Origin of the sequence: Microbacterium sp. E-13 (genome assembly GCF_049912955.1) — a bacterium.
GTDB lineage: Bacteria > Actinomycetota > Actinomycetes > Actinomycetales > Microbacteriaceae > Microbacterium.
In genome coordinates, this window is record NZ_CP183973.1 from 2919885 (window position 1) to 2933911 (window position 14027).

Below are 14027 nucleotides of genomic sequence, written 5' to 3' on the forward strand. Positions count from 1 at the left end.
AGGCGCGTTCTGCCCTGGAGCACCCATGACCCTCATCCGCCTGACCGGCGTGACCAAGACCTTCCCGCCGCCCTCCAGGGACGCCGCGCCCGTCGTCGCGGTCGATGACGTCTCTCTCGACGTCGCGGCGGGAGAGGTCTGCGGCATCATCGGCTACTCCGGCGCCGGAAAGAGCACCGTGCTGCGTCTCGTGAACGCGCTCGAGACGCCGACGACCGGCTCCGTCGAGATCGACGGCCGCGACATCACCGACCTCCGCGAGCGCGAACTGCGCGAGCTGCGCGGCGACATCGGCATGATCTTCCAGCAGTTCAACCTGTTCGACTCGCGCACGGTCGCGAAGAACGTCGCCTACCCTCTGGAGGTCGCCCGACGCCCGCGCGCGGAGATCGCGGCGCGTGTGGACGAGCTGCTGCGCTTCGTCGGTCTCGCCGACAAGGCCCGCAACTACCCGGAGCAGCTCTCCGGGGGCCAGAAGCAGCGGGTCGGCATCGCGCGTGCCCTGGCCACGAGCCCGCGCATCCTGCTCGCCGACGAGGCGACGAGCGCGCTCGATCCCGACACGACGCAGGAGGTGCTCGCACTCCTCCGGCGCGTCAACCGCGAACTCGGCGTCACCATCCTCGTCATCACCCACGAGATGGACGTCGTCCGCACCCTTGCCGACCGCATCGTGGTGATGGAGAACGGCCGCATCATCGAGAGCGGTGCCGTCTTCGACGTGCTTTCGGCGCCGCAGCAGCCGGCGACCCGACGGTTCGTCGCCAGCATCATCGAAGACGTCCCCGTTGGCGAGCAGTTGCGCACCCTGCACGCCCGGCACCCGGGCAGGATCGTGACGTTCACGATTCGCGAGGGCGACGTCACGCAGGCCGACGTGTTCGCCGCGCTGTCGTCGCACGGCGTGCGTTTCGAACTGGTGCACGGCGGCATCAACGACATCGGAGGGCGCGTCTTCGGGCATCTCACGCTGGCGCTGACCGGAGACCCGGATGCCGTGCAGCAGGCCATCCAGTCGGCCTCGGCGTTCGCTCCGCTCATCGAGGAGGACCTCCATGGATAGGCTCGCCGACCTTCTTCCCGAACTGTGGGCCGCGACGGCCGAGACCCTCTACGTCGTATCGCTGAGCCTCGTGTTCGGCGGCATCGCGGGACTTCTCGTGGGCCTCGCCCTCTACGCGACGCGACCCGGGAGCCTGTTCCCGAACCGGTTCCTCTTCGGCACCATCAACGTCGTCGTCAACTTCTTCCGTCCCATCCCCTTCGTGATCCTGCTCGCGGCGGTGCAGCCCATCGCGCGCAGCCTGGGCATCCCCGGAATCGGACCCGAGTTCGGCATCTTCGCCATCACGATCGCGTCGCTGTTCGCCATCAGCCGCATCGTCGAGCAGAACCTGCTCACGGTGCGCCCCGGGGTCATCGAGGCGGCACGAGCCACGGGCGCGAGCCGATCGCGCATCCTCCTGCGCCTGCTCCCCCGCGAGGCGCTCGGCCCGCTCATCCTCGGCTACACGTTCATCGTCGTCGCCCTGGTCGACATGACGGCGATCGCCGGTGCGGTGGCAGCCGGCGGACTGGGCGAGTTCGCCATCGTGTACGGCTTCAAGCAGTTCAACCCGTGGGTGACGTGGGCCGCCGTGCTCGTCATCATCGTGATCGTGCAGGCGGTGCAGTTCATCGGCAACGCCCTGGCCCGCCGCGTGCTGCGGCGCTGACCAAGCCCGTTCACGCACCGCATGAGTGAAGCGGATGCCGCGGGGCGCGGCATCCGCTTCACTCATGCCCGGCGGGTCACTCGCAGCGCAGGCCGTCCTTCGGCGGGGTGCCTTCGAGGAGGTAGGTTTCGACCGCGTCGTCGACGCACTCGTTGCCCTTGTTGTAGCCGGTGTGCCCCTCGCCGACGCGAGTCACCAGCACACCCGACGAGAGCTGATCGGCCAGCGACACGGCCCACTCGTACGGCGTCGCGGGATCGTTCGTGGTACCCACCACGACGATCGGCGCGGCGCCGTCGGCCGTGATCGGCTGACGCACGCCGGTCGGGGGGTAGGGCCAGACCTCGCACGGGTCGGGAGCGACCGCCCAGTACGGCGCGATCGTCGGGGCCTCGTCGGCCAGCACCGCCTGGGCCTCCGCGACCTGCTCAGGTGTCGAGTCGAGCGGATAGTCCATGCAGTTGTATGCGCGGAACGCCTCGGTCTGGTTGCCGACGTACTTGCCGTCCTGTCGGTCGTTGTAGAAGTCCGCGAGCTGGAAGGCGACCTCGGCGTTGCCTTCGAGCACGTCTGTGAGCGCCGTCGTGAGGTAGACCCAGCTGTCCTGCGAGTAGAGCGCGGCGACGATCGCCGTCATGAGCGAGTCGGCGCCCAGCATGCGGCCGTCGGCGGCCCGGATGGGGTCGCGGTCGACGGTGGCCAGCAGCGTCCCGAGGTCGTCCATCGCCTCGTCGACCGTGCCACGGAACGGGCACTCGTCGTCGTCGAGGCAGGAAGCCATGTAGGCGCGCAGCGCCGACTCGAAGCCGATGCCCTGCGTCACATTGACGTCGAGCATCGAGGCCGAGGGGTCGACAGCGCCGTCGAGCACGAGTCGCCCGACCTTCTCGGGAAAGAACTTCGCGTAGGTGGCTCCGAGGAAGGTGCCGTACGAGTAGCCGAGATAGTTCAACTCGGTGTCGCCGAGCACGGCACGTAGGAGATCCATGTCGCGGGCGGCGTTCTCGGTCGTGATGTACGGCAGGATGCCGTCGCTGTTGGCTTCGCACGCCGCGCCGAAGGCCTCGTGACGCGCGAGGAGTTCGGCGGCCCAGGCATCCGTCCCGCGCGGACTGTCTGGGATGTCGTAGAGGTATGCGTCCATCTCGGCATCGTCGAGGCATGTCACCGCGGTCGACTCGCCCACTCCGCGGGGGTCGAAGCCGATCACGTCGTACTGCTGGCGCACCGGATCGCTCACCGCGAACTCCACTGAGTCGCGCACCAGCTCGACACCGCTCGAGCCGGGCCCGCCCGGATTCGTCAGCAGCGACCCGAGCGGTTCACTGGTGCCCTCGGCACGGCTGCGGATCAGCGCCAGCTCGATCTCGCCCTTCGCCGGGTCGGCCCAGTCGAGCGGCGCGGTGACCGTGGTGCAGTCGAAGTCGTCGCAGGCGGTCCAGTCGAGCGTCTGCCCGTAGAACGGCAGCAGGTCATCGTTGATGCCGCTGGTGTCGGGCGACTTGCTCGTGGTCGGGCGCGCGGTGTCGGGGATGGCCGCGTAGAGACAGCCGCTGAAGGCCAGGGATGCCGCCACCAGGCCGGCCACGATGGCGAGACCCCTCGACAGGCCGCGCACCCGGAATCGGCCGCCGTGGCTCGAAGGGCCGGCGGGCGGGGCGGAGCGCGGGTCACGGGTCTCGTGCGGGTCACGGGTCTCGTGCGGGTCACGGGTCTCGTGCGGGTCACGGGTCGAGTTCACGGGGTCCTTCCGCTGGCGACGGTGACGAGCATGCTCTCGAGGGCGAGCGCGGGCGCGGCGTTCAGCTCGAGGTTCTCGCGGGTGACGCCGATGCGGTCCACCACCGTGAGCGTCCGTTCGGGCGTCCACGCCGCCGCGAGGGCGCGCAGATCGGGCTCGAGTTCTCGGTTGATGAGAATGCCGTCCCGGCCGAACTGCAGCATCAGCACGTCGCGGAACATGGACTCGAGGTCGGTGAGCACACGGTCGATGCCGTCGCGCAGGCTGCGGGTGGCCCGCCGCTTCTGCTCGTCCTCCAGCGCCGAGAGCTGTGACCGCACCGCGGGTGGGATGGGGCCGCCCTCGGCGATCCCCAGCGTTCGCAGAAGGCTCGCGCGCTCCGCCTCGTCGCGCTCGGCCGTGAGTGCCTTCGCGTCGTCGGTGGCGGCGGCCACGATCGCCCCGGCCACCTCGACCGCGTCGCCGACACCGCGCACGGCGAGCACGCCCCGCAGTGTGGCATCGCGACGGGCGCGGGCGGCAGCATCCGTCGCCAGCCGCTGCGCCATGCCGATGTGACGCTGCGCGTGCCGCGCGGACTGCTCCGCGACGACCGGGTCGGCGCCCGTGCGCTGGACGATGAGGCGAGCGACGTCGTCGACGTCGGGCTCGCGCAGCCGCAGGGTGCGGACGCGGGAGCGGATCGTCGGCAGCAGGTCGGCGTCGCTCGGCGCGCAGAGCACCCACACGGTGCGTTCCGGCGGCTCTTCGAGCGCCTTCAGCAGCACGTTCGATGTGCGCTCGGCCATGCGGTCGGCGTCTTCCATCACGATCACCCGGTAGCGCCCGAGCGAGGGCGCGAAGTACGAGCGCTCGACGAGCGCACGGGCGTCTTTGATGGAGATGATCACGCCCTCGGTGCGCAGGGCGGTGAGGTCGGGGTGCGTGCCGGCGAGCACCTGGCGCATCGTGCGCTCGTCGCCCGGGTCGGCGATGAGCGCTGCCGCGAACGCGTGCGCGAGCGTCGAGCGCCCCGAACCGGGCGGCCCGGTGATGAGCCAGGCGTGCGTCATCGACGCAGGATCGGATGCCGCCTCCCGCAGCGCCGCGACGGCGTCAGGCTGCCCCCACACGTCGCCCCACGGCACCGCTCCCTCGTCGGGAGCGACGGCGGTGCCTTCGGGTGCGCCCGCAGTCGGGGTCTGGGTCGCGGCATCCATCCCGCCCAGCCTAACCGCCGTCACCGACACCACCATCGCGCTTCTCGGGCTGCGAGGCACCGGCGGCTGTCGCCCTGTCGCGCCCCGGCTGGGCCGCGACAGGGCGTCGGGTCAGTCGCCCACGCGAATCCAGTTACCGCATCCGTACGACTCGAAGCCCATACCCGCGGGCACCACCGCCTCCAATCCGTACGCATCGCCGTAGTAGTTGGTGGAGATGTCGTCGAGCGTGCCGCCGAAGCCGTAGAGGATGGCGACGTAGCAGCTGGATCCCACGCCGTCGTTCCAGTAGGTGCCCGCCTTCATGGTGACGCCGACGGCCTGCATCCCGTCGCCGACGGTGGTGGCCTGCGTGCCGATGGCGACCAGCGGCGTCCACGAGCCGCAGTCCTCCGTGTAGAAGTAGGCGTCTGACGCGCTGATCGTGACGATCTGACGACCCGGTGTGCCCACGAACGCGTTCGCGATGATGCCCTCGAGGCTGCCGGTGCCATCGGAACGACGCTCCCAGTAACAGCCGTACGGCGCGTTCGCGTAGTAGGTGCCCGGCTTGATCTGCGTGCCGACGTGATACATGCCGTTCGACTTGATCGCGGGCGAGGGCGCCGTGATCTTCGCCGTCACAGCACTCGTCACCGACTTGGTCACGACGTAGGTGCGTTTGCCCGTCACGGTCACGGTGATCGTCTTGCCGTAGTCCGACGCGGTCAGGCGGTACGAGCTGCCGGTCGCTCCGGAGATGGCGGTGCCGTTGCGGTTCCACTGATACGTGAACGTCGCGGACGGAGACCACGCGCTCACCGATGCCTTGAGCGTCGACAGCACCCGGGTCGTGCCCGTGATGGTCGGCGCCGGTGCGGAAGCGAACGTCCTGACGATCGTGCTGGTCTCCGCGCTGGTGCGCGACGCCGTCGAGTAGCCGGTCTTCCTGGCCGTCACCTTCACACTGATCTTCCTGGTCCAGTCGGCTGCGACCAGCGTGTACGTGGAGGACGTCGCGCCCGCGATCGTCGCACCGTCTCTCAGCCACTGATACGACAGGGTCGCGCTCGGCGACCACGTTCCCGGGGTCGCTGTGAGCGTGGAGCCGACGCGCTTCGTCCCGGTGATCGTGGGAGTCGGTGCAGTGGTGAAGATCCCCGCGCCGACGGTGACCGCGGATGTGGTCTGCGTCACCGAGGTGTATCCGGTCCGCGAGGCCTTGACCGTCAGCGTGAGGGTCTTGCCCTTGTGCTCGACCTTCGGCGTGAAGGTCTTCGACGTCGACACCGTCGTTCCCGACACCTTCCAGGCGTATGAGAAGGTCGCCGTGGGAGACCAGGTTCCGGGCACCGCCGTGAGGGTCGACCCGACGCGCACCGAGCCCGACACGGCCGGCTTCGGCTTAGCCGGGAAGACGCCATAGCCCACGGTGACGGCCGATGTCGTCTGCGAGACCGAGGTGTAGCCCGGGAGGGAAGCCCTCACCGTCAGCGTCAGCGACTTGCCGAGGTGCTCCGACGTCGGGCGGAACAGCTTCGCCGTCGACACTGTCACGCCTGCCACCTTCCATGCGTAGGCGAAGGTCGCAGAGGGGACCCACGTGCCGGGAATCGCCTCGAGGGCCGTCCCGACGCGCACGGCGCCCGAGATGACCGGCTTCGGCTTGCTGGAGAACACGCCGGCGGCCACGGTGACCGGTGCTGTCGACTTCGTCACGGTGTCGTAGCCCGTCCGCGAGGCGCTGATCGTGAGCACCAGCGGCTTGCCTGCATCCGCAGCATCCGGAGTGTACGTGGACGCCGAAGAGCGCAGCTCACCGCTGATGCGCCACTCGTAGACGAGGGCGGCTTCGGGAGTCCACGCGCCGGCGACGGCGGTCAGCGCCGTTCCGACCCGCACCGTGCCGCTGATGGAGGGCTCCGGAGTCGCCGAGAACACTCCGCGGAGGAGCCGGCCCGCGCTGGTGACCTCGACCGGCGTGTAGTCCGGATGCGATGCCCGCACCGTGAGGCTGACCGTGAGACCGACGTGCTCCTGAGCGAACACGAAGTCCGCCAGATCGGCCGTCTCGGCCACGGGCGTTCCGTCGACGCGGAAGACGTACGTGAGCGTCGTTCCCTCCGGCCATTCGCCGACGTCGGCGGTGACGGGCTGCCCGGCATAGACGTCGCCCGTGAACACCGGAGTGGGAGGCGCCGGGAAGTCGGGCAGCGCGTCCACCACGGAGGCGCTCGTGACCACACCGGCAGCGGTGAGGGCGATCGTGGTGGTGTCGTAGCCGGGCGCGGCCGCGACGACGTCGGCGGTCACCACCTTTCCGACCCACGCCGGCCGAAGGGTCAGATCGAGAGGATCGGCCGCCTCGACCTCGTCGACGACCTCCACGTCATCGACGAACCACGCGACGTCGAGCGTCACGTCAGCGGGGGTCCAGCCCTCCGACTCGAGGGTCAGAATCTGTCCGACCTCGAGCGCGCCCTCGATCGCGAGGTCCGCGGGTGCGGCGATCGGTTCGCCCGCGTACGCCGGGAGCGCCACGATGGTCGACGCGATCACGGCCGCGGCGGCGGCGATCGCGAGCCGCGCCCGCCCGCGCGCAGGCGCGCCGAATACTGCCTTGTTCATGTAGCTCCGTCCCCAGCCATCCGCCACCCGCTGTGGACGGTTCCCCGTGCAGCGCAGAAAGCACCGCGTCGGAGCGATTCTATGCACAACCTGAGAGTTTGCCGTACGCGACCTCCCACCTTCGATACGGTGGACCATCAGGAGCGCCGCCTCCGGCAGGGCGCGGCCGGCGCCGAGGCGAGCCGCGTCAGGTCAGGAGGGCCCGAACCCGCGCGCGCACGGCGGTGGCGAGCGCTTCGGGCGGAAGGGAGGCGTCGAGCACGAGGAACCGGTCGGGCTCTGCCGCGGCGAGCGCCAGGAACTCCTCGCGCACGCGCGCGTGGAAGTGCTCCTTCTCGGCCTCGAGGCGATCGAACGGCTTGTCGTCGGCGTCCAGCCGCGCACGTGCCGAGGCGGGGTCGAGATCGAGGAGCACCGTCACGTCGGGGAGCAGGCCATCCGTGGCCCACAGCGACAGTTCGCGCACCTCGTCGCGCCCGAGCACGCGCCCGGCACCCTGATAGGCGACCGACGAGTCGATGTACCGGTCCTGGATCACCACCTCGCCGCGTGCGAGCGCCGGCCGCACGAGCGTCTCGACGTGGTGAGCCCGGTCGGCGGCGTACAGGAGGGCTTCGGCCCGCGGTGCGACCTCGCCCCGGTGGTGGAGCACGATGTCGCGGATGAGCACTCCCACCTCGGTGCCGCCCGGCTCGCGCGTGCGCACCACGGTGCGTCCGGCATCCGTCAGCCACTCCTCGAGAAGCGCCGCCTGCGTCGTCTTGCCGACGCCGTCACCGCCCTCGAACGTGACGAAGAGCCCTCCGACAGCCTGAGGGACCGGTGGAGTGCCGCCGTCCGTCACTTCTTCGCCGCGGGCTTGCGAGCGGTGGTGCGGCGGGCGGGCTTCTTCGCGGGACCCTTGGCGCGCTTGTCGGCGAGCAGCTGCACCGCTCGCTCGAACGTGACCTCCATGGCGTCTTCGCCCCGCGGGATCGTCGCGTTGGTCTCGCCGTCGGTCACGTACGGACCGAAACGGCCGTCCTTCAGCTTGATCGCCTTGCCGCTCGTGGGGTCCGCCTCGAACTCCTTCAGCGCCGAGCTCGCCCCACGCGCACCGTACTTGGGCTGCGCATAGACGGCGAGCGCCTCCTCGAGGGTGATGTCGAAGATCTGCTGCTCGTTCTGCAGGGTTCGGGAGTCGGTGCCCTTCTTCAGGTACGGGCCGTAGCGGCCGTTCTGCGCCGTGATCGGCACGTCCGTCTCGGGATCCAGGCCGACCGTGCGCGGAAGGTCGAGCAGCCGCAAGGCGGTGTCGAGGTCGATGGTGTCGACCGACATCGATTTGAAGAGCGATGCGGTGCGGGGCTTCGGCGCCGCCTCCTTCTTCGCCCCCCGCTTCTTGGGCGCGGGCGATTCGGCAGGCTCAGCGACCGGACGGACCTCGCCGGTCTCCTCGTCGACCTCCTCCGCCGCCGGCGGGTCGGTCTCCTGCACATACGGACCGAACCGGCCGTCCTTCACGACCACGAGCTTGCCGTTGGCCGGGTTCTCCCCCAGCACGCGGTCGCCCGCCACGGGGGCGTCGATGAGTTCCTGGGCGCGGGCCGGAGTGAGCTCGTCGGGCGCCAGATCCTCGGGGATGTTGACGCGCCGGGGCTCGGCCTCGGGGTCGGCCTTGTCGGCGACCTCGAGATACGGGCCGTACTTGCCGAACCTCAGTGTCGCCACGTCGCCGATCGGCGTGGAGTTCAGTGCACGGGCGTCGATCTCGCCGAGGTTCTCGACGATGTTGCGCAGGCCGACGTGGTCGCTCGAGCCGAAATAGAACTCCCGGAGCCAGTCCTGCCGCTTCTGCTCGCCACGGGCGATCGCGTCGAGGTCGTCCTCGAGCGCCGCCGTGAAGTCGTAGTCGACCAGGTCGGCGAAGTGCTGCTCGAGCAGTCTCACCACGCTGAACGCGAGCCAGCTCGGGATGAGCGCCTGTCCGCGCTTGGTGACGTAGCCGCGGTTGAGGATGACGTCGATGATGCTCGCGAAGGTCGACGGACGACCGATGCCCTTCTCCTCGAGGGCCTTGACGAGGCTCGCCTCGGTGTAGCGGGGCTTGGGGCTCGTCGCGTGACCCTTGGGCTCGACATCCCGCAGGCGCAGCACATCGCCGACGGCCATGGCGGGCAGCGACTGGTCGTCGGTCCTGTCGGCGTCGCTGCGCTTCTCGTCGCGACCCTCCTCGTAGGCCTCGAGGAAGCCCTTGAACGTGTACACGGTTCCGGATGCCGTGAACTCGGCGCGGCGGCCGGCCGCCGACACCTCGAGGGTCACGGTGGTCGTCTCGTACTTCGCGTCGGACATCTGGCTGGCCATGGTGCGCTTCCAGATGAGGTCGTACAGGCGCAGCTCATCGCGGTCGAGCTGCCCCGACACGTCGGCGGGCGTGCGGAAGACCTCACCCGACGGACGGATCGCCTCGTGGGCCTCCTGCGCGTTCTTGCTGTTGTTGCGGTAGGAGCGCGGGTTGGGCGGCACCGCCTTGTCGCCGTACAGCGCGACGGCCTGCTCGCGCGCCGCCTGCACGGCCTGCGTCGACAGCGCCGTCGAGTCGGTGCGCATATAAGTGATGTAGCCCTTCTCGTAGAGACGCTGCGCCACGCCCATGGCGTGCTTGGCGCTCATGGAGAGCTTGCGACCGGCCTCCTGCTGAAGGGTGGAGGTGGTGAAGGGCGGCTTGGGGCTGCGGGTTCCCGGCTTCGATTCGAGAGCGGTGACGGATGCCTGGGCCGCGGCCTCGATGGCGGAGGCGAGCTCGCGGACCTCGGCCTCATCCAGCACGAGGACGGCCTTCTTCAGCTCACCACGGTCGTCGAAGTCGGTGCCGCGCGCCAGGACGGCGCCGTCGACCCGCGCCAGGCGCGTCGAGAACGACTCGTCCAGGCCCTGCGGGCGGTTCGGCGCAGCGAGCGCCTCGATGTCCCAGTACGACGCCGACACGAACGCCATGCGCTCGCGCTCCCGATCGACCACGAGCCGCGTCGCGGCCGACTGAACGCGACCGGCCGAGGTGCCCTGCTGCACCTTGTACCAGAGCACGGGGCTGACGTCCCAGCCGTAGAGGCGGTCGAGGATGCGCCGCGTCTCCTGCGCGTCGACGAGCGCCAGATCGAGCTCGCGGGTGTTTCCGACGGCGGCCTGGATCGCATCCTTGGTGATCTCGTGGAACACCATGCGCTTGACCGGGACCTTGGGTTTCAGCGTCTGGAGGAGGTGCCACGCGATGGCCTCGCCCTCGCGATCTTCATCGGTGGCGAGCAGGAGCTCGTTCGCCCCCTTCAGCGCCCGCTTGAGCTCGGCGACGGTCTTCTTTCCGCGCTCGCTCTCGACGTAATAGGGATCGAAGCCGTTGTCGATGTCGATCGAGTACTTCCCGTACGCCTGCTTCTTGTCGGCCGGGATGTCGCGCTTGTCCGCGAGGTCGCGGATGTGGCCGACCGAGCTGAGCACTTCGTAGCCGTCGCCCAGGTATCCCTGGATCGACCTCATCTTCGTCGGTGACTCGACGATGACGAGCTTCTTGCCTTCTGCCAACGGGGGCGTCCTTTCTCCGACGCACACCATACACGCCAGTTGCCGGTGCGGGCGCTGAGAGACGGGATCAGCCGGGCGGGCCGGCGCGCGCCGAGGCCCGGGCGAGCAGAGGCCCGAGCCGGGCCGCCACGGTGATGGTGGCGGTGAGCTCGTCGAGCTCGCAGACCTCCACGATGGCGCCGAACGTGCCGGCGAGCTGGGCGGCGCGGTCGCAGGGGAGGCCGGCGACCGCACCCGACGCGGAGTCCGCTGCGGCGAGCGCGGCCGCGTCCGCCGCGGACGCCAGGCGCTGGCCGGCCACGGAGGCCGCGCCGGCCGTCACGAGTCCTGCCGTGAGGATGGCGGCACCCGCCACGATCCCCGCAGCCGCCATGGTGCCCGGCATCAGCTGCGCCTCGGCCGCGGGTGGAGGCCGGCCGGCACTCCGTCCGGCGGCGTTCTCACAGCCCGCCCGCCAGTGCGCAGGCCGAGGCGCTGACCCGCAGTCCCAGCAGAGCCGGAGCGAACGCCGACACGCACACGAGATCGCCCTGCGGCGAGACGGTGACGGATGCTTCGCCCACCGCTGCCGCCACGGCCTCGCGCGCGCGGGCGTCGGACTCGCCCCGTGCGCTCAGGCGGGCAGCATCCGCCACGGCATCCTGCAGGAGCACCTGCCGGGAGGAGCCGGCGAGGGCGCCCACGCCTACCAGCAGCACGACCAGGACGGCCGGCAGGGCGACCGCGAACTCGGCGGCGACGGAGCCCCGGTCGTCGGCCGGCCGCCCCCGCATCACGCCACCGTGAGTGCGCGCCGGACGAGATCGGTCAGGATCCCGCGCACCTCGTCGCTGCGCATGATGACGACGAGCAGGCCGGCGAAGGCCACCGCCGCCATCGTCGCGATCGCGTACTCGGCGGTGGCGGCGCCGGCGTCATCGGCATCGCGGGGCAGGAACAGCCGCTCGGCGCGGCGACGGGTGAGTGGCGGGAAGGCTCGGGCGGCCCGGGTGACGGACATGATGTTCTCCGATCGTTGCGAATGAGTGGTGCGGGCACGGTCTTCGGTGAGCCGAGAGAGCGATCACAGCGAGATCGACATGGTCGACATGACGCTGAGCAGCATCGGGGCGACTCCGAGAAGGAGGAACGCGGGCAGGGTGCAGACACCGAGCGGAATCAGCAGGCGAGACGACAGGCGAGCGGCGCGAAGCCGCCCTGCCACACGAGCCCGATGACGGGCGTGGGCGGCAGACGCGCGCAGCAGCTCGGCCGCCGGCACACCGGCCGCGTAGGAGAGCGCGAGGACGGCATCCACGTCATCGGTCGCCTGCGGCTCCTCTGCCCCATGGCCCCGCGCTCCGGGGAGGAGCGGCACCGTTCCGCCGAGCGGGTCCGCACGTTCGGGCACACTCCGGCCGAGCGCCCAAGCGTCGCCGACCACCGCCCGGGCGCGCTCGATCGAGACGCCCCCGCTGAGCGCGATCGCGATCAGCTCCGCATCGAGCCCGGGTACTCCGCCGGACGCTTGCGCCGTGCGGACGAGCCGGCCCGTCCACCGGCGCGCCCCGACGATCAGCGCCACACCGCCTCCGAGGCAGGCGAGGCCGAGCGGATTCGTGAAGAGAGTGCCCAAGGTGTCGAAGCCGAGCGCGGCCCCGAGCCCCACCGCCACCAGAGGAAGCCAGCTCATCAGCCGCGCTGTCCCCGCCGGCTCGGCGAGCGCGATGCGAACGTCGTCGGCAGCCTCCTGCCCGTCCCGCAGAGCGACGGCGAGGCCGCGCAGGCACTGGGCGAGCGGCGCGCCCACGACAGCCGCGACCTTCCACGCGACCGCCACCTCGGCCCACGAGCCGGACGCGGCCCCGGCGAGGGCCTGCGCCAGCGGCACCCCTCGCTCGATCGATGCGACGACCCGCCCTGCCGTGGGATCGCCGGCGCGCGCGATGTGTCTCCAGGCTCGTTCGGGCGAGACGCCGGCTTGCAGCAGCACGGCGAGCTGGAGGACCACCTCGGCCGTGTCGGCGCTCTCCGGCCCAACCCGCCTGGACGCGGAACGGCCGATTCGGGGAGCGCGCCACCGCCGCTTGTCGGACGAGGCCGGGACTCGTCGGCGGCGCACCGCGGAGTGGGCCGCCCTCATGCCGCTCCCCACGCGTGCTGTTCCATGGCGAGCCGCCCCGCGTCGTCGATGACGGGCCTTCCCACGCCCACGATGCGGCGCGCTCCACCGGCGTCGCGCTCGACGTGGATCACCAGATCGATCGCGGTGGCGGCCTGGCGCGCCAGGGCGTGGTCGTCGAGCCCGGCCAGCGCCCCGAGCGCCTCCAGGCGAGCGGGAACATCGGTCAGGCTGTTGGCGTGCACGGTGCCGGCCCCGCCGTCGTGACCGGTGTTGAGCGCCGAGAGCAGCTCGCGCACTTCTTCGCCGCGGCATTCGCCGACGACGAGCCGGTCCGGCCGCATCCGCAGCGCCTCACGTACCAGGCGGGCCAGTCCGATCCCGCCCACACCCTCGATGTTGGGCTGTCGCGCCTCGAGCCTCACGTGGTGCGGGTGGGCGATGCGCAACTCGGCGACGTCTTCGATCGTGACGATCCGCTCGTGATCGGACGCCTCTCCGAGCAGCGCGGCGAGCAGCGTCGTCTTGCCCGCGCCTGCTGCCCCCGACACGAGGATGTTCGCGCGCTTCGCGATCGCCTCCCCGAGCCGTTCGCCCACCTTCTCGGCGAACATGCCGCGGCGTTGGAGGTCCTCGAGAGTGGCGACCGACGTACGCGGCACGCGGATGGAGATCACCGTCCCCTCCGGTGCGATGGGCGGAAGCACCGCGTGGATGCGCAGGCCGTCTTCCAGTCGAACGTCGACCGCGGGCGAGGCGTCGTCGATATGCCTCCCGCCGAGCCCGATGAGCGCGACCGCGAGCTCTCGCACCTCTTCTTCGGTGGCGCGCCACTCCCGGGCTGCGACCGCACCGTGGCCGCGGTCGACGAAGAGACCCGCGGCACCGTTGACGAAGAGGTCGGTGACGGCGGCATCGTCGAGGTACGCCGCGAAGGGCTCGAGCATCGGATGTCGCTCCTCCAGCCGGTCGCGAACGCCTAGCGGCGCCGGCCCCCCGCCTCCGGGCTCACTCGTGCCCTCATCCGTCGCAGCGGTCGCCCGCACGCCGCCCGGCCGCGGGCGCTGGTCTTCGAGGGGCGCATGCATCGGCTGCGGCGT

General features: G+C 70.7%; 12 protein-coding genes. 2 read left to right on the forward strand and 10 right to left on the reverse strand.

The annotated features are described in order from the left end of the window. Window positions 1–25: 25 nt before the first annotated feature. Window positions 26–1063, forward strand: a complete 1038-nt coding sequence (locus tag ACN9MP_RS13470) for a methionine ABC transporter ATP-binding protein (protein ID WP_426320939.1) — start codon at window positions 26–28, stop codon at window positions 1061–1063. Next, complete coding sequence (locus ACN9MP_RS13475; protein ID WP_426320941.1) at window positions 1056–1715, forward strand: methionine ABC transporter permease; 660 nt, start codon at window positions 1056–1058, stop codon at window positions 1713–1715. The genes ACN9MP_RS13470 and ACN9MP_RS13475 overlap by 8 nt, the downstream gene beginning before the upstream one ends. A gap of 76 nt (window positions 1716–1791) precedes the next feature. Here ACN9MP_RS13475 and ACN9MP_RS13480 read toward each other — a convergent pair whose 3' ends face one another. From ACN9MP_RS13480 to ACN9MP_RS13525, 10 genes are all read right to left on the reverse strand, one after another. Beyond that, window positions 1792–3324, reverse strand: a complete 1533-nt coding sequence (locus tag ACN9MP_RS13480; protein WP_426326030.1) for an alpha/beta hydrolase — start codon at window positions 3322–3324, stop codon at window positions 1792–1794. Between the two features lie 128 nt (window positions 3325–3452). Continuing rightward, entirely contained in the window at window positions 3453–4655 is a 1203-nt protein-coding gene (locus tag ACN9MP_RS13485; RefSeq protein WP_426320943.1) for a DNA polymerase III subunit delta', read from the reverse strand. Between the two features lie 111 nt (window positions 4656–4766). After that, window positions 4767–7262, reverse strand: a complete 2496-nt coding sequence (locus tag ACN9MP_RS13490) for a hypothetical protein (protein ID WP_426320944.1) — start codon at window positions 7260–7262, stop codon at window positions 4767–4769. Window positions 7263–7449: 187 nt separating this feature from the next. Then, window positions 7450–8106 carry a dTMP kinase gene (gene tmk / locus ACN9MP_RS13495; protein WP_426320946.1) on the reverse strand — a complete coding sequence of 219 codons (657 nt, stop codon included), beginning with the start codon at window positions 8104–8106 and terminating at the stop codon, window positions 7450–7452. After that, the gene (topA, locus tag ACN9MP_RS13500; RefSeq protein WP_426320948.1) at window positions 8103–10826 is read right to left on the reverse strand and encodes a type I DNA topoisomerase; all 2724 of its coding nucleotides are present in this window, start codon (window positions 10824–10826) and stop codon (window positions 8103–8105) included. The genes tmk and topA overlap by 4 nt, the downstream gene beginning before the upstream one ends. Before the next feature lie 67 nt (window positions 10827–10893). Beyond that, the gene (locus tag ACN9MP_RS13505) at window positions 10894–11211 is read right to left on the reverse strand and encodes a helicase (protein ID WP_426320950.1); all 318 of its coding nucleotides are present in this window, start codon (window positions 11209–11211) and stop codon (window positions 10894–10896) included. A gap of 55 nt (window positions 11212–11266) precedes the next feature. Continuing rightward, a complete protein-coding gene (locus ACN9MP_RS13510; RefSeq protein WP_426320952.1) occupies window positions 11267–11599 on the reverse strand; it encodes a TadE family type IV pilus minor pilin in 333 nt (110 codons plus the stop codon). Continuing rightward, window positions 11599–11826 (reverse strand): DUF4244 domain-containing protein, encoded by a 228-nt coding sequence (locus ACN9MP_RS13515; protein ID WP_426320953.1) that lies wholly within the window; start codon window positions 11824–11826, stop codon window positions 11599–11601. The genes ACN9MP_RS13510 and ACN9MP_RS13515 overlap by 1 nt, the downstream gene beginning before the upstream one ends. Window positions 11827–11889: 63 nt before the next feature. After that, window positions 11890–12816, reverse strand: a complete 927-nt coding sequence (locus ACN9MP_RS13520; RefSeq protein ID WP_426320955.1) for a type II secretion system F family protein — start codon at window positions 12814–12816, stop codon at window positions 11890–11892. Between the two features lie 128 nt (window positions 12817–12944). Beyond that, window positions 12945–14015 carry a TadA family conjugal transfer-associated ATPase gene (locus ACN9MP_RS13525; protein ID WP_426326032.1) on the reverse strand — a complete coding sequence of 357 codons (1071 nt, stop codon included), beginning with the start codon at window positions 14013–14015 and terminating at the stop codon, window positions 12945–12947. Window positions 14016–14027 lie beyond the last annotated feature (12 nt).

Bases quoted from the DNA above. Each gene is read 5' to 3' on its own strand.
- ACN9MP_RS13515 (WP_426320953.1), bottom strand. From the start codon at position 11,826: ATGTCCGTCACCCGGGCCGCCCGAGCCTTCCCGCCACTCACCCGTCGC.
- ACN9MP_RS13475 (WP_426320941.1), top strand. From the start codon at position 1,056: ATGGATAGGCTCGCCGACCTTCTTCCCGAACTGTGGGCCGCGACGGCC.
- ACN9MP_RS13470 (WP_426320939.1), top strand. From the start codon at position 26: ATGACCCTCATCCGCCTGACCGGCGTGACCAAGACCTTCCCGCCGCCC.
- ACN9MP_RS13510 (WP_426320952.1), bottom strand. From the start codon at position 11,599: ATGCGGGGGCGGCCGGCCGACGACCGGGGCTCCGTCGCCGCCGAGTTC.
- ACN9MP_RS13490 (WP_426320944.1), bottom strand. From the start codon at position 7,262: ATGAACAAGGCAGTATTCGGCGCGCCTGCGCGCGGGCGGGCGCGGCTC.
- ACN9MP_RS13525 (WP_426326032.1), bottom strand. From the start codon at position 14,015: ATGCATGCGCCCCTCGAAGACCAGCGCCCGCGGCCGGGCGGCGTGCGG.
- ACN9MP_RS13505 (WP_426320950.1), bottom strand. From the start codon at position 11,211: ATGCCGGGCACCATGGCGGCTGCGGGGATCGTGGCGGGTGCCGCCATC.
- ACN9MP_RS13485 (WP_426320943.1), bottom strand. From the start codon at position 4,655: ATGGATGCCGCGACCCAGACCCCGACTGCGGGCGCACCCGAAGGCACC.